Below are 16120 nucleotides of genomic sequence, written 5' to 3'. Positions count from 1 at the left end.
TGGGGGTGGGTTAGGCGGAGTGAATGACCGTGAATTCCACGGCGATCGCGAACAGCGGCGTGACCTCGCCGGGGTCGGAGGCGGTCACATCGCGGCCGGCGTCCTCGATGAAGATTCCCTGAATGATCCCGGCGCTATGGCCCTCTACGGCGGCGATCAGGGCGCGGGCCGTCTGCTTTGCGGACGTGAAAGTGTCGCTGTAGCAATTCGCCTGAATGCGCGATGAGATCAGGTCGCGGCCCTGATAGTGGTAGGAGGGCACGCCATCGATGCGGAAAAGCACGACATAGGGGCGCGGCATGGCCGAGCCGTCCGCCTGCTTTTGGGGCGCGCGCGTCCAGAACCGCCGCCCGCCTGCCACGCCGGACAGGAGCGCCGTAATCGCTTCTTCCATTTCGGATTTAGCCCTTTGCCGCCAGCCTTGCCGCCTTGCGCGCAAGCCGCTGCGCCGCCTTGGTGATCTGGACGGCGAGTTCGTCCTTGATGGTATCGAGGACCTGATTTTTGCCGGCATCCCAAGCCGGGCGCGCAAAAGGCTGCGGCCCATGGCGCGAGGTGCCGAATTCTTGCAGATGCGCGTGCGGCACCGGCCCGGCGCCGACGAAAACCTCGGCGCTCGCCTTATCGTTCTTGAATTCCTTGCGGTGCAGTTTCGCCTGCCGCTTGGACAGCTTTGTTCCGACGCCTATGGAGCTTCGCAGATCGTTGCCGCCGGTTTGCGGATCGTCGGGCGCCTTGGCGCGCATATCATCGGCCAGCGGCTCGCCGGCCTTTATCAGCGTTCGGCGCAGAACCGCCTTGCCGGTGGCTTTCGGCAATTCGGCCAGGGCTTGGTCCAGCTGCTTCAACCCTTCGATCGAGACCCGAAAGCCAGCCATCAACCCAAATCCTTTACGGCGGTGATTTCGAGGAAGCGCGTATTGTCGCGGAGTTGCTTCATCTCTTTGATGTTCCAATGCGCGCCGTCATAGGAGATGCGATCGGTGGGCTTGATGCCATCGACAAGCGCGTCGCGGCGGATCGCAAAACGCGCCATCAGAAAGGCGCCGACTTGCCCGGCCGCCTCTTTCTCGCCCGACCCGGAATCCTCGCGCCGGGCGCGGCGGCTGATATAGGGCGCCCACGTCTCAACCGGCTCGTTGAATTCATTGTTGATATAGCTGGCGCGCTCGACGGTGATCTTTTCGCGCAGATCGCCGGCCGCGATAGTCATCAGGCGATCCCCGGCCGGCGATATTTGCGGATGAGGTTTGCCTCTATCCGTTCAAGGTTCTGGCCGTTGTTCGATGCGGCCTCGTCATATTGCAATTGCACGCGGACGATGACGGCGGTCTTGATGTCAGCCGGGACGGTCTCATAGCCGGTGGCGAATTCGATCGACGCTCCCGCGACCTCATAAAGATAGTTCGGCAATTCATAGGAGTCGTGGAAGCGGAGATAAGACCGGCCGGCGGCGTCGGTTAGGAGCGCATAATTGGTGTCGCCGATGGTCGACTCCGCGCCGTCCTCATCCTTCCAAGTCACGGTGACGATATCGCCGACCGGGCGCAGCGGCAGAAGCAATTTCTGCTCGACCCGATCGAAATCCTGCCGCCATGTTTGCTCGGAAAGGATAACGCCGCCGAGGATGCCATCAGGCCCTTCATAATGTGCAACAGCTGCCGCAATTTCATCTTGAAGCCGGCCGTCGTCCTCGTTGTGCTCGACATGGAGGGCTTTCTTGACATCGGCGAGACCGACGGGCGGCCCGGCCGGCGGGGTGACGCGAACCGGGCGATGCTTTGGAATGAGCATGCTCATGCACCCTTATTCTTCGGGGCGGCGCCTTCGGCCTTGTTTGCCGGGGCGCCGGGTTCAGCTTTTCCCTTTTCCGGCTTCGGCGCTTTTTCTTTTTGCAGGACGCCGTTCCTGATCAGATGCGCGACCTCGCTTTCTGCCGCTTGGCGGGTATCGCCCGGCAAATACATACGGTCGCCAAGATGCTGCCGCTTCACGGTGAACTCGGCCATGGTGGTTGCTCCCTTTCAAGACAAGGAAAAGGGCGGCCCCGAAAGGCTGCCCCCTGATCGATCAGGCTACATAGCCAAGATCGCCATAGATGAAGGCTTCCGGCCGATAAACGGCCAGCGCCAAGCGTTCCTCGGCGAGGATCGTGACGAGGTTCTTGATGAAGTCGTCATTGACGAACCCAGCCTCGACGCGGGCGTCCCAGCGGTCGAAAAGCTGCGCCCCGAGCCGGAATGCGCCGGTCAGGAACTTGTCAACCGCGATTGCCTGCGTGGCGACGACCGGCAGGCCCCAAAGAGTCGGCCCGATCATGCCCTGTGGATTGCCGATGATGTACCGGCCGGTCGTGTCCTTTTCCAACTCGATCCGCGCCCAATCGGTCGGGTTCATGACATGGCCGGTGGCCGGATACTCGGCCAGCGCCGCCTGCAACTGAGCAAGCCGCAGGGTATCGATCGCGGTCGGCGCATCGGGCGTGAACGCGGCGGCATAGGCGGTGGCCTGCGGGATGATCCCATGCAGGTTTTGGCCGGTGCCGTCACCGTTCAACAGCTGGCCTTCCTCGACATAGGCGAGGCCATACAGGAGCCGCTGGTCGATGATCGAACGAAGCTGCGAGAAGTCGTCAAGAATCTGACGGCTCGCCTTCATCCAGTGGGCAATGACCTTCGCCGAGGTCGTGACCAGATCGAATTTCAGGTCCGACTCCGGCTTGGCCGCTGTTTCCGCGACGGGCGCCGCCGAATTGGTGAATCCCGTCTCACGGACGTATTCCAGCGAATTGCCGTCCATGCGACCCGGCGAAATCAGGCCGCGAACGGTCAAACGCCGCTGCGGTAGGGCAAGAATGCCCGGCAGGCGGGTGGTCTCGACGGCGGCCCCGGCGGCGCCCGCCGTGTCGGTCGTCGCGGAGGTGATCGTCGCCTTAAAGCGAACGTCCGCCTTGCCCTTGCTCGGACTGGACTGCGCCCAGTCCTTAACGCCCTGGTCCTCGACGAACTGCTCGCCGATGGTCTTTTCAGGGGTGTTTTTGTTGCCGCCGCCGCGCGCGAGCTTTTGCTCGATGTCGGCGACCTGCTCTGTCAGGGCGTTCATTTTCAGGAGAGACTCGTCGGCCTTTTCCTTCAAATCGTCGGTCAAGCCGACGCCCTTGGCGGCCTCGGCGAGTGCCTTTTCGGCAATCTCCTTGACCTGATTTATGGTCTTGTCGAATTCGGCTTTGACCTCCAGAGCCAGCTGCTCGGCGGTCTTTTCTACAGGGTCCGGCATAGCGGAGTCCTTTCGCAGTGAGGGGAAAAATCAGCCGCGCAAAAGGGCTTGAAGAAACGCGGCCTGCTCGTTCGCCTTGCTGCCCTCGGACTCACTCCGAATGGCCTTGGCGTAGCCGACAGAGGCGATCTGTACGGCTGCGCTTTTCGGGAAGCCTGCATCCCGCAGGATTTCCTCGAATTCCTTTGCCGGCATCGGCTCGCCGTCGCGGAAGCACCGCGCCAGCTCTTGGAGGCGCTCGCCGCGCCGCGCCAATGCCTCGAATTCTCCGAATTTGACGGCCTCGATCCGCGCCCGGCGATTGGCCGGGAATGCGACCGGGGAAATCTCGTAAAGCTCCAGCTTTTTCAGGAGGCGGACATTGCCATCCGGCTCTGTCTCGACTTCGCGATAGCCGATGGAGAGGCCGCCGATTGCCTTTTGCAGCATCAGCGCGCGGACCTCGCGGGCCTTCTGGATTTCGAGGATCAGCCGGCCTCTGCCGTAAAGGCCCTTGGCATCTTCGGCCAAATCCTCCCAAACGCCGATAGGATTGTCGGGGTCGTGCTGCCAGAGCATCAGGACGTTGGTGCCCTCGCGGCGGTGCTTGGCGAGGCTCTCCACAAAGGCGCCTGGAACGACCTTTTCGCCGTAGGCATCCACATTGCCGAAAATCGAACCGTAGCCTTCGAAGGTGCCGTCCTCGGTCAGTTCCTTGACTTGGAGGGTGAAATCTTTGGTTTTCATGGTTCCGGCTCCTGATTTTCGGCCGGCGCCGGCAATGCCTCCTGTTGCTTGCCCGCCTCGGTGATCGGCACGTTCTGCATCTGCATGCGCGGCACATCGCCGCCCTCGACGCGAGGCAGGTTTTCCTTTTCCCGGACCTCGTTGATCGTCATCCAGCCGTTGGCCAGCACCGACTGATAGAAGGCCGCCCGCGCCGTGCTATCGCCGCGCAGCAATCCTTCCAGATTGAATTCAATGGTGAGCCCGGCGGCCCGCTCGGCCGGCGTAAGCAGCTGCTTTTCCAAAGCCTGCTCGATCCGCTTTAGGCGGCGGCGAAGCGTGAATTTCTGGAAGCCCAAAACCTGTTGCTCAAGCCCGGAGCCGAAGCTGGTCACCTTTTGCGTGTGCCCGACCATGAAGGGCGGGACGCCGAAGAACCGGCAGACCTCCTCGACCGAAAATCCCCGCGATTCGAGCATCTGCGCGTCCTCGGGCTTGATCGAAAGCACATCGATTTTCGTCCCGCCCTCAAGGATGATCGGCCGGCCGCTATTCTTGGCGCCGATGTATTTCTCCGAGAGCTTGGTTTCGGCCAGATTGCGCTGCTCGTCGGTAAGCCACCGCTCGAATGTCAGCGCCGTTTGCGAAATCATGCCGTTGCTGAATGTCCCGGCCGCCGCCCGATCGATCGCGCGGGCAAGGCCGAAAGCATGCCGGCCGAAATGCAAGGTGGACATGCCGCCGAGGGGATCGCCGCCAAAGCCGCGAATATGAAGAATGGCGCGGTCGCTGCCGACATGGTTCTCGCCGTCCATGGTCCAGCGGTATTCCAGATTTCCATTCTCGAGCCGGCGGACGCTGACGCTATCCGGGCGCAAGGGCGTAAGCGCCGCGACCCGGCCGCCGCCATTCCTTTCGATCGCCGCGTAGGAATTGCCCCAAAGCTCGATAGAGGCCGAGGAGTATTCCCAAAAGTCGGTGGCCGTCTGGTCGTAATTCGGGCTGTCATGCAGGATGCGAAACAACGGATGATCGCGCGCCAGCGTGCGCTCGCCCCGGCTGTTGGTCCGATAGACCATGAGCGGGAGTGATGCGATGGTGCCGGCCAGCAGATTGACGCAGGCCCATACAGCCGAAATCGCGAGGATGTTCTGGTCGGTGATCGGCTCGCCCGCGTCCGAGCGCTGGCCATCGGGATACCAGCCGTCCGGGGTGCGCAAGGACAGCCGCCGGAAGAAGGTCGCCATTTTGCGGAGGAGGCTCACGCCGCTGCCCCTGCGAGGCTTAGGAAATAGCTATCCATGCCCGCCCCGACCGCCTCGGGGTTCTTGCTCATCAGCATGGCCGCATCAAAGGCGGCGACGAGCGGGTCAATTTTCGCCTTGCCCGCGACTTGCTTGGTAATCAGCACCGCATTCCCACGTTGTTCGACCTTTGCATTGCCGACGCACCACGCCATGAGCGGCGCGCCAGCGTGCCAAAGCGTGCCGTCCTTCAATTTGCGCTCTGTGCCTTGGATGACGCCCGAAAGGCGGTAGCCCTGCGGGATCGCGACGACCTGATCGCCAGTGATGCCGCGCACCGCCAGCGCATCGACCATGTTGGCGACGCCGACCGGATCGAGGCCGACGCCGGCCTTTTCGGGCAACAGCCCGGTATCCCGGACGCGGGCGATGATGTCGGCGACTTCCTCGAAATCCTGCGTCGGCGTCTCGCAAATGGTTAGATCGCCGTCGCGCTGAAAGTCATGCAGCCGGTCGGCGATTTCCTTTCGCCGGGAGAGCACATCCTTGTGCGCCCAGGCATGCGACCAGAGCCGCCATTCACTGCGATTGCGCTTGCAACGGCCGATCGCCGCCAGCCCGAATAGATCGTCCAGCCCGCCGCCATCGATGCCGAAAACGATGGCATCGGACTCGGCGATCAGCGAGTCGAGCGTGATCGACGGATCGGCCGCGCTTTCCCAATAATCGGCGCCGAGCCAGCGGTCGTCATGCAGGGCGACGCCGATTTCGACGTTCAGCCTTTGCGACGCCCATAGGCGCAGATCCTCGTCGCCTTTTTCGACTGCCGCCTGATAGCTCGATTTCAGCTTTTCGAGCGTGATCGAGCGGCCGAGGTTCGGATTGACCAGCGGCCAGACCGCCGGATCGCGCCACGCGCCGCTGCGCTGCATCTCCTCCGGGAATTCATAGAGGATCGGCAGCATACGGCTTTCTTTGATCCGGCCGTCGCGGACGCCGCGCGCATATCGGAGTTCCGTCTTGAATGCCCCGGCCGGCGGCTCGTCCGATTGCGTGGTGATCATGACCAGCACCGATTCCGGCGCCGGCATGCCGTTGCGAATCTGGACGATGATCCGGGCGGCGGCGGCCATGGACGACATAAGGTGCAGTTCGTCCAGCAACACGAAAATCGGCTTGGAGCCGGTGACGACCTTCATGTCGAAGGTCTTGACCTTGAGCCGGGCTTTGTTGCGCCGGTCCAGAATCGTCTTCGTATGGTGCGCGATATGGAACCGCTTGCTTAGATAATCGTCGGCCTCGATCATCCCGACCGCCTGCTGAAAGGCTTGGTCGGAGACCTCATGCGTCGGCCCCACATAGATGAATTCGGCATGCGGCCGGGAATTCATCAGCAAGGCGGTCAACGAGACCCCGGCGCCGCCGGTCGTCTTGTTGTTCTTTTTCGGCACCATGCAGAAAAGCTCCTGCACCATGCGCGTGTCGCCGACCATTGAACCGAAGATGGCGCGGACGATATCGCGCTGCCATTCGCCGGCCGCCTCGCGCAGGAGCGGCTGGCCGGGCACATCGGGCAAGCGGAGCTTATTGAAGATATCGACGGCGCGGGCCGCCTCGGCCTCGTCCAGCGGCAAATCCGGGATCAGCGATTTACCGGCAAGGAGCCGTTGCTCCCAATCCGGGCAGGCGAAGTTCCAGCCGGTCAATTCAACAGCCGGCCCCAATCGGATTCGGTATGCGCGGTTTCGGCCTCGCGCTGCTGAATTTCCTTCTTGCCCGGCGGCCGATCGCGCTCACCATCCGGGCGCGGGACATATTGCGACCAGCCGAAGCGGCATTGCAGCGCGAAGGTGATTGCCTTCAACGCCGTGCCATCGCTGCCGCTGGCGATCCGCAGGAGATTGGCGACCAGCTTGGCCTGAACGAGCGCGCCGCCGCGCCGCAGCTGGTCCCGATAGTGCTTGAATAGCGTGGCCTGAGTGATCCCCACGACCTCGGCTATATGCTTCGTCGGCACCGCGAAGCCCGATAGGACCTCAACCATTTTCCGATCTTTTTCGCTCGGCTCATGCGGCGGCCGGCCGGCTTGTTTTCGCTTGCTCATGGCTTACCGTTTTACTGCAACAACAACCACTTAGTGATAACTCCCGACCCCGGTCTCTATAGGTGTTGAGCACGCGCCAATGAGGGGCCGGCAAAAACCAAGGAAGGACCTAAAAGACCACCCCGACCTGACCTCGCCGGAAGCCTACGCGGTCAAATTCACCGCATCGCTTTTCCTCGTCCGGGGGCGAAAAGGGCGATATCAACCCTTAAAGGCCTTCCCGATCAATCCGGTTTCCTTCTCGCCGAAGGCGACGAACAAATACCGGAACTTCGCGGTCACCGCCCTTGAGGCGCAGCGCAACGCGGCACGGGCCGAGTAAAACCGGCGCGACCGGAGAGGCCGGATGACCGCTATGATTTTACCCGCCGGTATGGTTATCGTCGGCAATCATGCGCTCGCGCGGTTTGCACACCAGCCGAGGGCGGGCAAGAAATCGGATGCGAGGCCCCGAGCGGCGCAGGCGTGCTTTCCGCATGCTATGAATGGAGCACCCAACAATGCTACTGACTTTCCCAGTCGCGCAATTGCGCGACCTGCTCAAATCCGCCGAGGCAAGCTGGTCGAAGGGGCAGCGCGCCCTTTGGCACCAGGATGCTCCCGAGCCGGGCTTTTGGCTGCGCTGCGATTATGGCGTCTACCTGATGCACAATGCCAATCTGGACGCGGGCGAAAAGCCCGCCGTCGTCCATGCCTTGGAACACAATCCCGAGACCATGCCTTTCAGCCTCTGGTTGGACGAGAAAGCCAGCTACGGCTGCATTAATGAAGTCGAGTTCATCGCCGCCGAAGTCATCCGCAATGCGGTCGCCAACGACAGCCCGCTGCTTCTCCATGTCACCGCCGGGCAATATCCCGGCCGAATGCTTATCCGGATCGTCTGATCGTCTGTCCTGTCGACCCCGGAGGTCACGCGGCCCGGCGAGGTCGCGCCGATCTGCTGGTCAAAAGCCTGAAGGACCGATACAGCCCGCCTCTCGACCTTATGGCGCCCAATCTTCGGCGTTTTCCATGATGGACTTTAAAAATCCTCCATTTCCGCTCTCGTTTTTTCCGCCGCGCGAAAAAAATCTCCGAATTGCGCGGGGGCCGGCCCCTCAATCACTCGCTCGGACGTTTACCCACCCCCCCCGAAGGATCCACGAGTCTGGAATTCTGGCCTCAACGCACCGCCAGGTTGTTGTTGACACTCGATAAGGCGCCAAGGATGTGTCAGTGTGCGGAGCCGATCAGCGAAAGTGGGATCGGTATGCTACGTCGAGCCGGAGGGGCCCCAATGCGAAAACACGTCGTTACAGTTATTTTGCTCGCGTCCTCCGTTGGAGGCGCCGCGTTTGCTCAAGAGAACGGACCGGCAATTATACCGGAACAGCTGCAACAGCTGGCTTTGAAGTTTCCGATTTCCAAACGGCTAAGTATCGACTGGAATAATGCTGGACCGGATGATGTCGGAAAATATTTGGGATTTCTCGCGGCAACCAACGAAGTCGCTATTACTGTTGCCAACAGCAATAATCGGAAAGAGCCTGGTGAGGTAGATTTCTTAGCCGCTCTATCGATCCAATGTATCTGGCCAAACAACAAACCGCCATTGGTCGAGGCATCTTGGCCCCTGCAAGCGCCCGCCTTCTACAATGCCGCCGTTAGGGAAGCTATTCGCGAGGCCGTCGGGCCAGCTGCAAGAGAACTTCCGGATCGTATAGAAGAACTGGGAAGCGCAGCCTACGCTTCTTCGGGTGTCGATCTCCCAACGAACGAAGCGGAGTATTCCAAGTACATCTTCGACACCGACAAACTGACCGGGGAGAAATAGATGTCAGCTTCCGTTGCTGACTTAACCTTGTTTCTTACGAGGTGGCCGGTCGTCGACGCTATCGTGGGGGCGTTTTGGTTCAGAAGCGTTTGGGCCACATGGAGAGGTTGTCAGCCACCCGGCACAAGGGACGACGTGGATGAGCGCAATCTAGGGGCGTCAGTAATATTGGCTCAGCTTAACGGGGCGATCACAAGCGCTTCAATCATTGTTGCCGGTGTTGGCGCATTCGTTGCACTCACACCTACTGCCCTTGACCCGTACACTCTGGCTTTTCTCAGGCTCGCCGCCGCATTTTCCGTGGCTGCCTTAGGAAGCGCCGTTTATGCATTGGCCACTCTACCGACGCGCGCGCCGAGCGTAAACCTCGTTCGTTCCAAGGAGGTTGCCATCCTCAGTACGGTGCCCCTTATCTTCGTGACTTTCGCCGGTATTCGGTTCATGTGCGCCATTTGGGCTTTCCTAAGCTGACCGTCAAAACACCTTACAGGCCACGTTTCCGAAATCGCCGAAGGTGAACGCTCGCGACTGCTTGACGCAAGGCCGATGCTCTACTCAGCCGAGACTGCGATGAGGTTTCTGTCGGCGTGTTCGCGCGGCCCCATGATAAAAGAGCGCCGCCTGCTGGAAGTTGCCGACGAGGAACTTGTCAGCGGCCTCGCCTGCGTGGCAGCGACCGGCAAGTCGAAGAAGGCTGGCGTGATGACAGTGCGCGGATGGTCGGCAGGGGGCCTTCTTCTGAACTTTCCACCTATGGGGCGATGCCGGTGACGAGCACGAAGATGATCAGAGCGCCGACGATGATCAGCACCGAGAACGCAAGATGTAAGGGCATGTCGTCAATCCCATTGGCCGCGGGGGATGGCCTGTTCTTCACGTTGGATTTCGGAGTCGTGCACCCGCTTGGATACGGTCTCGATATTGTCGATATCCCAAAAGAGTTTGGGATTGCCTCGATGCGGGGTCTTATGGTGGGCGACGGGACTATTCGGGGCCGGCGCCGTTCCAGTGCAAAGCTCGCCCGTGCGCTGGCATATATAATTGTCGCGGAGGAACACGGCTTGGCGCAGGTCCTCCCACGCGGCGGTATTGTACCAAGCGCGCCATGGCTGGAAGGTCCGCCGCTTCTTGTCGGCACCGTCGGAGGCGTAGCCGACCAGCGGCGCCACCGTTGAAATGTTTGCTTGCAAAGCGCGGAGTCGAGGCATCGCATCGAGCGCCGATCGGGCTGGCGCTTCCTATATCTAGTGGCTATGACGGGGATATAGCTGCTTCATAAGCTTTTCGGTCACGCTCTGTCAAATGACAAGAAAATTTTCAATCAACGCAGCGACCTGGAAATATGCATGCTTTGCCGAGATTCCGATCACAGGGGGGCCACCCCCTCAACCTCCTGAAAGCTCACATCTAGAACTATGTTCAAGCGGGGCTCCTCCTATTGCAGACACGAAAGGTTCGATTACTGAAAGACGGCTTCGCTCCCCATTTCGGTCGTCGCAGTTTGTATTATAGTTTCGCAAGAGCTGCCGTTAGGTCCTGGCTGCTGCGCTCTGTATATTGAGCCAAGAAGTCACTGGCAGCCTCGTTCATTTCGTCTTCCAGACCGGGGCGTAGGAACTTGTAGACAAGAGGGATTACCAGCGGGCTGGACACGCGGCGTGCATAGATGGCGTCCTGAAATTCCCGTGCTTTGACGGTAGCTTCATCCTCAATGCCATCTACCTCGAGGCACCGTTCCCACAGTTTTTTAGCAGATTTCATGAGATCTTGCTGTTGATCCGCCGTATCTCGCTGTCGGTAGAATTCCCTGATCGACCAACTGAGCAGTGGGCTCAGCAGCGCAATATTCAGCACCCATTCCTGTAGGGTGAGCTGCTGCACGATCCCGAGCACCACGACAATTGCAGCTACGGCAGCCGCCAGCCCGGATAAGATTGATGCGTAGTGCCGGCGTAACTCGCTGTCGTATCGGAGGTTGGTCCTCTGGCAAATAAACCGCGCCAAGTGGAGCGGAACGCCGCCGGCGGCCTTAGGATACCAGCCTGTCAGTTGGCTGTCGTCGTGACCAGACTTGTATTTTGTCGCCGCGCGGTGAATGTCTTCGGCCTCGACCCGATCACCCACCACGAAAGGGTTCCATCCGATCTCCAGCACGGTACAGTCGAACTGCTCCGCTATTTTCGCAGCACGTTTCAGAGTTGCCTTGTATTGCCGGTCGATCCAAAGCGGATCGAGTAGAAGCACCATCAATGCCAATAGGGTGAAGTAGGGTCTCACTTGCGGATCAGCTGCGCCCCAGAATGCCCCCACGACCGGAACTAACACTGTCAGGCATAGCTGTAGCACCATCAAGCGGGTCGCAACCGTATAAGTGCGCGTTCGCGCCCGCAGTAGCTTCAGCTGTACCTCTTCGTCCTGCCGGACCGGAATCTGGTTCTGCATAGTGTCAGCCAAATCTAGGAAAATAGGAGGGCACGATTAGACGCCATTTGTCGATTGCGTTCGCGACGTTGCCGTCTGCCGCCATGGCTTCGGCTTCCTTCGCCCGATCTCGCGCCCAGATCAGGCGGTCCACGAGGAGCTGGATCTTGGCTTTCGTTTCCACGTGCGCCCCGACGTCACCACTATAGCCGGCCGGATCAGCCAGTTTGTACTGCACTAGCGTAATGCCTTTGTCGAAGACGTAGCGCATGCCAGACGGGTAATCAGTGATAGTGACGCCGTCAAGCGCTTTCAGGATCAGCGTCTCCAGATGGAAGGACTTGAAGAGATTCCGGCTCTTATTCCACCCCTTGATCATCTTAATCAACGGCACGAGGTCGTCGTTGTGCGCCTTATTGGCTGCCGTCCAAATCTCCACATGCTTTTTCGGATCCGTGGATATCCATTTGTTCAGCTCGAGGCTGGGAATGAGGTAGCCGCCACCCTGGCGGTAGAAGGCTGGCACTACGTAGACCTTGAAATCGGTGAAGGTGACAGTCACGGCCGAACCGTCCGGCCGGATGTCGGGCGTCTTGGTATATGTCTTGCGAAGCGACTTCTTGATGCTCTCGAGAAGGGTCCGCTTTCCATCATCGCGGTAATATTTCAGATCTAGGACAATGAAGATATCGACGTCAGCCTCTTTCAGTGGCCTGATCATGGTGCTGCGGCGGTATGATCCCGTGAGAAACGTGTCCTTGATTATGAAATCGCGCGCCAGAACCTCGCGGATTGCTTTCTGACGGCTCGCAACCGTCTGCTCCTGCAGGTCCGTTATTTCAAGATTGCTGCGCAGAACACGAAACGCATCTGCAATGGTTCTTACCATGACTTGCAGTAGCCTATCATTTCGATTGTTGCCACCAGCGTCCCCACGATCTATCCGATGACCACGTAGAATGGTTCGCTGTAACCAACCAGACGATCGTCGATTATTCGGATGATAAATGCCTCGGCCATGTGAACGCCGCGATATTCCAGCTCTTCCCAACGACGATTGCCTTCAATGGGCCGCTCGAAACCGCCCCGTCCTTTCTTGAGCGCCATAGCAACTGCGCCAGTATTGGTGATGCGCCATCGGACGTAGCAGTCACTTGGCACCATCTGGAACTTGTTGACTCTCACGTCGAACCACAAGCCGCCGCGCGGCGGCACCGCCTCTCCAGAGTTGATCGAATAGGCTCTACCCGTTCTTTGAAAAGCGTATTCGGCAGATACTTGAACGTTGCGGGAAACATGTTGTGCAGGTCGCCAGCGTGGGGGCTGCATATGTGCGGGTGTTTTGAACCAAGAGGGCAGGATGGTGATGCCGAAGTCGATCACGTTATCGACGAGGCTGTCGAGGTGGGCAGCTCCTTCCATCAGCAAGGCGCTCGTGCGCTGTATGGCGGTCGCCTCGGCCTTTTTCACGTTCTCACCCTTGGCGAACTCGTCGCCGAAGACTTTGCGCCATTTCTCGATGCTCTCGGATCGGGTCGCCGCGTTGAAAGCTTCGTCGATCCATTTTCGGTACTTGTGCACGAAGTTCCGGAAATTAGCATACTGGGTGTCATTCCAGAGGTCGGCGAAATCCTGGGATGGGAGCGCCGGATTGGGCACCTCCGGCTTGTTTGGGTGTGCCTGCAACCAGTCGTCCAAGCGGCCTATGATCGTCTGCAGGGCGCTTGGCGTATCGGAAAACGCACCGGAGTCTTTATCGAACCACTCGATGCGGTGACCGATAAGCGTCGTCAGAAGAACGGACTGACAGCTAAAACGCTTCTTGATGTCCCTAATATACTTGATCAGCCTGGTGGCTTTGCGGAATGAGTTGTTGCCCGAATAACCATTCTTTTCACGCATCCACCGCGTGTACTCAACCGGCTGTGAACCTTCGAACGCGTCCTTGCGCTTGTTGCAGACCTCAAGAGTGCCCTGGTACTCGCGGTCCATGACCAAGGGAGCAATGTCGATCTTGCAGTCGTCCGCGTATGTGATCGTGACGCAGTAGTCATAGACTACCGTTTTGTCGCCGTACCTCCCGCTGTCTAAGAAGAGCCGCCCGAGCTCCTTGACGTACTGGGCAGCGCTCCACCCTTCTACGGGGTACACCTTCACCAGAAGGTCGGCGTCGAATTCTCCCCCATCTACAGGGCGAATGATGGTGTCGTGGGCCCAGGATCCCTGCTCGATGAAGGTGGATATCCGCGGCTCCCACTCAGAACCTCTGATGAAATCCTTGATGGTTTCGATCCGCTCTTCAAGCCGGTCTAAGCGAGTTTGATTGAGGTTGACTGTATCGATCACAAAATCATTGAAGTCGCTGACAAGTTTCATAAGCAGGCCCCCTTGCAAAGAATTACTTGAGCGTTGAGGGCCTTTCAACCTAAGGTGCATAACGTTCTTGGGGATTGTGGTTCAAACTGTCCTTATTGCCATCTGAATGGGGGCTGTGCCCTGAAGGACAAGCGCATTTCCGTCCGAGACGCCTCGCGTGCTCGTGTCTGCATCGGCGGAATCTGCACTAAAACCGGACGGCCCGCCGGCGGCCCCAGATCGGTCATTCATCCGTTGCGGCATGATATGGGGCTTAGTGCCGGCGGGTGGCAAGGCCCCACAAATCGGCAAGATCGTCCAGGCAGGACCGGAGTTCATTGGCGGCGGCCAGCTTGCCGCGCCTCGATCGCCCGAGTTCATGCAAGGCAAATCCCTCGCCGCATATCCGACATACCAGCTGGTAGCGATCAGGATCACGCAAGCGGCGCCGGGCGCGGCGCAATTCATCAGCGGCCAACTGCTGGCGCTCGGTGATCGGATCGGATCGCCGGCCGCCGTCTACTGGCTCCTTGCCATAGTCGATAGCACCGGCACCCTTGCCGCCCACGGTCTCCCACAGGGCGCCGAACTTATTGGCGGCGGCCAGCTGCGCCGGATCGAGGCGGCCACGCGAGTAAAGCATGATGACCGCGCTCTGGCGGGTATTGATTACCGCGCTGATCTGCTTGGGGTTGCCGGCGGTCCCTGAATGGGCGCGGCTGTAGAATGGATTGTCGACAACGACGGCGCGCAGGGAACGGTGCGGATCGTGCGGTTTCCTATTCACCATGAACTCCTCGGGCGTGAATCAAACGGGGTCGCCCGATTATAACAAACCCGCAGTCCCGGCTCGGACGATCAGAAGCATGAGTAGGCCGATGGCGACCGCCACGGCCAACGCGAAGACGCGATACTGCGTGATCATTGGGCGGCCCTCTTCAATCTGACGCAAACGCTGCTTCGCGACGGCCTTTTTGGGCTCATCTGAGAAAGCCGCCTGAATAGCCTTGAGCTTGCGGTCGCGCACGGCGATCTGATGCATAAGTTAATGGACAAGCCCGGAGTCCTCGTCATTATCGAAAAACGCGCCAAGAATATGGTTGGGCGTGATGCCAAGCTCCTTGCAGATCAGGATCAGCGCCGAGGCCGAGATCCGGTTGGCGCCCTTCTCGTATTTTTGCAATTGCTGGAACGTGATCCCGAGCTTTTCGGCAAGCGCTCCCTGCGACATGCTCCGCAGCAGCCGGAATTCCCGAATGCGGGCGCCTATCTTCTGATCAATGTCCGTGGTCTGGACTTTCAAACTCTGTCTCATGCTCCGCCCTTTCATTGCAGGAAATTCCGCATCCTGCCTTCCATCGGCCCGAGGCTGGGATCCTCTTCCACGCGCGGACCGAGAATATTGGGCCGACCGGGCGGCGGAAGTGACGAGGAAGCGGGTCAGATCGAAGCCTCCGAGGCAGCACCACATCATCTCCCTCATTCTTCTCCGTTCAACGCGCATCTGCGCTTGCCCTTACCCGTATTTCTTTCAATTTGCCCTTCCTTACGCTCGCTAGTTGAGATAGCAGTTCTCCATGTCAATATTGTTTTCGATCAGATTGGCAACTATCATCCGGCAGTTGTGACAACAAGCGAATACAAAGCCGCGCTCGCCGCTCTCGGAACGGGTTTCAAATGGCCGCAGAATCCTTGCGAATAGGGCCTCACACGTCTCAGCGCCACGCGTTCCAGGGCTCACCCCGGATCATCGGGCTCGCGCTTGAGGCATTAGCCATAAAAACTGAGGGGAAAAATACGCATGATAGAAAATAATATTTGCCTGATTTGGCCAACGAGCATCGCCGCTGGTGGGGGCCGGGTCGTCACGGATATGCAAAGCGACTCGCCGACTTTGGCCGCTACAAGGAAGCCCAGGCGCTGGAAATCTGCACCAATGCTATGTTCGGCCGTCGGCGCGACCGTCCCTTGCCGGAAATGCCCGTCCCTTGAAGCTGGTCACTTTCGCGGTGGAGCGGTTAACGCCCTCTACTCCGGCGATGACCCGGGGCACCTGCCGTAAAATAATTCTAATTCCGGGTGGCTGATCGCAGCAGAGCGTAGCCAAAACTGCGACAGAACGCTGCGCTAGTCGGAGAAATGGCGGGGAAAACCCCACCTAGCCCGCCGCCCTGCATCCCCCCTTGACCAGGGCCGACTATG

The 16120-nt window shown here is 59.5% G+C and carries 20 protein-coding genes; 3 read left to right on the top strand and 17 right to left on the bottom strand.

The window, feature by feature from the left end; genetic code table 11:
* Positions 1–10 precede the first annotated feature (10 nt).
* From gp17 to JOH52_RS09490, 10 genes are all read right to left on the bottom strand, one after another.
* Positions 11–394 (bottom strand): tail completion protein gp17, encoded by a 384-nt coding sequence (gene gp17, locus JOH52_RS09535; protein ID WP_017267123.1) that lies wholly within the window; start codon positions 392–394, stop codon positions 11–13.
* Between the two features lie 7 nt (positions 395–401).
* The gene (locus tag JOH52_RS09530; protein WP_017267124.1) at positions 402–878 is read right to left on the bottom strand and encodes an HK97-gp10 family putative phage morphogenesis protein; all 477 of its coding nucleotides are present in this window, start codon (positions 876–878) and stop codon (positions 402–404) included.
* Positions 878–1213 carry a head-tail adaptor protein gene (locus JOH52_RS09525; RefSeq protein WP_017267125.1) on the bottom strand — a complete coding sequence of 112 codons (336 nt, stop codon included), beginning with the start codon at positions 1211–1213 and terminating at the stop codon, positions 878–880. The genes JOH52_RS09530 and JOH52_RS09525 overlap by 1 nt, the downstream gene beginning before the upstream one ends.
* Positions 1213–1794, bottom strand: coding sequence for a head-tail connector protein (locus JOH52_RS09520; protein WP_026030467.1), 582 nt, complete (start codon positions 1792–1794; stop codon positions 1213–1215). The genes JOH52_RS09525 and JOH52_RS09520 overlap by 1 nt, the downstream gene beginning before the upstream one ends.
* 2 nt (positions 1795–1796) lie before the next feature.
* Positions 1797–2009, bottom strand: coding sequence for a hypothetical protein (locus JOH52_RS09515; protein ID WP_013844694.1), 213 nt, complete (start codon positions 2007–2009; stop codon positions 1797–1799).
* Between the two features lie 61 nt (positions 2010–2070).
* Positions 2071–3276, bottom strand: coding sequence for a phage major capsid protein (locus JOH52_RS09510; protein ID WP_014529293.1), 1206 nt, complete (start codon positions 3274–3276; stop codon positions 2071–2073).
* Positions 3277–3306: 30 nt separating this feature from the next.
* Positions 3307–4002, bottom strand: coding sequence for an HK97 family phage prohead protease (locus JOH52_RS09505; protein ID WP_014529292.1), 696 nt, complete (start codon positions 4000–4002; stop codon positions 3307–3309).
* Positions 3999–5246 (bottom strand): phage portal protein, encoded by a 1248-nt coding sequence (locus tag JOH52_RS09500; RefSeq protein WP_127657909.1) that lies wholly within the window; start codon positions 5244–5246, stop codon positions 3999–4001. Before JOH52_RS09500 ends, JOH52_RS09505 begins: the two co-directional genes overlap by 4 nt.
* Positions 5243–6931, bottom strand: coding sequence for a terminase large subunit (locus tag JOH52_RS09495; RefSeq protein WP_127661869.1), 1689 nt, complete (start codon positions 6929–6931; stop codon positions 5243–5245). The genes JOH52_RS09500 and JOH52_RS09495 overlap by 4 nt, the downstream gene beginning before the upstream one ends.
* Positions 6928–7269, bottom strand: coding sequence for a hypothetical protein (locus JOH52_RS09490; RefSeq protein ID WP_017266179.1), 342 nt, complete (start codon positions 7267–7269; stop codon positions 6928–6930). Before JOH52_RS09490 ends, JOH52_RS09495 begins: the two co-directional genes overlap by 4 nt.
* A gap of 139 nt (positions 7270–7408) precedes the next feature.
* Here JOH52_RS09490 and JOH52_RS09485 point away from each other — a divergent pair, with 139 nt between their 5' ends.
* The 3 genes from JOH52_RS09485 to JOH52_RS09475 all read left to right on the top strand — a co-directional run bounded on the left by JOH52_RS09485 (position 7409) and on the right by JOH52_RS09475 (position 9142).
* On the top strand, positions 7409–7651 hold the full coding sequence (locus tag JOH52_RS09485; protein ID WP_014529288.1) for a hypothetical protein: 243 nt from the start codon (positions 7409–7411) through the stop codon (positions 7649–7651).
* A 178-nt stretch (positions 7652–7829) separates the two neighbouring features.
* Positions 7830–8213: a DUF3085 domain-containing protein gene (locus JOH52_RS09480; RefSeq protein WP_014529287.1), complete on the top strand. Its 384-nt coding sequence runs from the start codon at positions 7830–7832 to the stop codon at positions 8211–8213.
* A 392-nt stretch (positions 8214–8605) separates the two neighbouring features.
* The gene (locus JOH52_RS09475; RefSeq protein ID WP_017266177.1) at positions 8606–9142 is read left to right on the top strand and encodes a hypothetical protein; all 537 of its coding nucleotides are present in this window, start codon (positions 8606–8608) and stop codon (positions 9140–9142) included.
* A gap of 751 nt (positions 9143–9893) precedes the next feature.
* On the opposite strand, the gene JOH52_RS35890 is transcribed toward JOH52_RS09475, so the two are convergent.
* The 7 genes from JOH52_RS35890 to JOH52_RS09445 form a co-directional block, all read right to left on the bottom strand.
* Positions 9894–10019 (bottom strand): hypothetical protein, encoded by a 126-nt coding sequence (locus JOH52_RS35890; protein ID WP_267899154.1) that lies wholly within the window; start codon positions 10017–10019, stop codon positions 9894–9896.
* Between the two features lie 629 nt (positions 10020–10648).
* A complete protein-coding gene (locus JOH52_RS09470; RefSeq protein ID WP_017274405.1) occupies positions 10649–11584 on the bottom strand; it encodes an S-4TM family putative pore-forming effector in 936 nt (311 codons plus the stop codon).
* A 4-nt stretch (positions 11585–11588) separates the two neighbouring features.
* Entirely contained in the window at positions 11589–12452 is an 864-nt protein-coding gene (locus tag JOH52_RS09465) for an SMODS domain-containing nucleotidyltransferase (protein WP_017265733.1), read from the bottom strand.
* Between the two features lie 50 nt (positions 12453–12502).
* Entirely contained in the window at positions 12503–13939 is a 1437-nt protein-coding gene (locus tag JOH52_RS09460; protein WP_017265732.1) for an SMODS domain-containing nucleotidyltransferase, read from the bottom strand.
* Between the two features lie 253 nt (positions 13940–14192).
* The gene (locus tag JOH52_RS09455; protein ID WP_127650820.1) at positions 14193–14708 is read right to left on the bottom strand and encodes a hypothetical protein; all 516 of its coding nucleotides are present in this window, start codon (positions 14706–14708) and stop codon (positions 14193–14195) included.
* A gap of 36 nt (positions 14709–14744) precedes the next feature.
* Positions 14745–14960 carry a hypothetical protein gene (locus JOH52_RS09450; RefSeq protein ID WP_017274087.1) on the bottom strand — a complete coding sequence of 72 codons (216 nt, stop codon included), beginning with the start codon at positions 14958–14960 and terminating at the stop codon, positions 14745–14747.
* Between the two features lie 3 nt (positions 14961–14963).
* Complete coding sequence (locus JOH52_RS09445; protein ID WP_234836113.1) at positions 14964–15149, bottom strand: helix-turn-helix domain-containing protein; 186 nt, start codon at positions 15147–15149, stop codon at positions 14964–14966.
* Positions 15150–16120: the final 971 nt, after the last annotated feature.

The sequence above is a fragment of the Sinorhizobium meliloti genome (assembly GCF_017876815.1).
Classification (GTDB): domain Bacteria; phylum Pseudomonadota; class Alphaproteobacteria; order Rhizobiales; family Rhizobiaceae; genus Sinorhizobium; species Sinorhizobium meliloti.
Note: the sequence above shows the minus strand (reverse complement) of the source record. Positions and strands in the feature narration are given on the sequence as shown.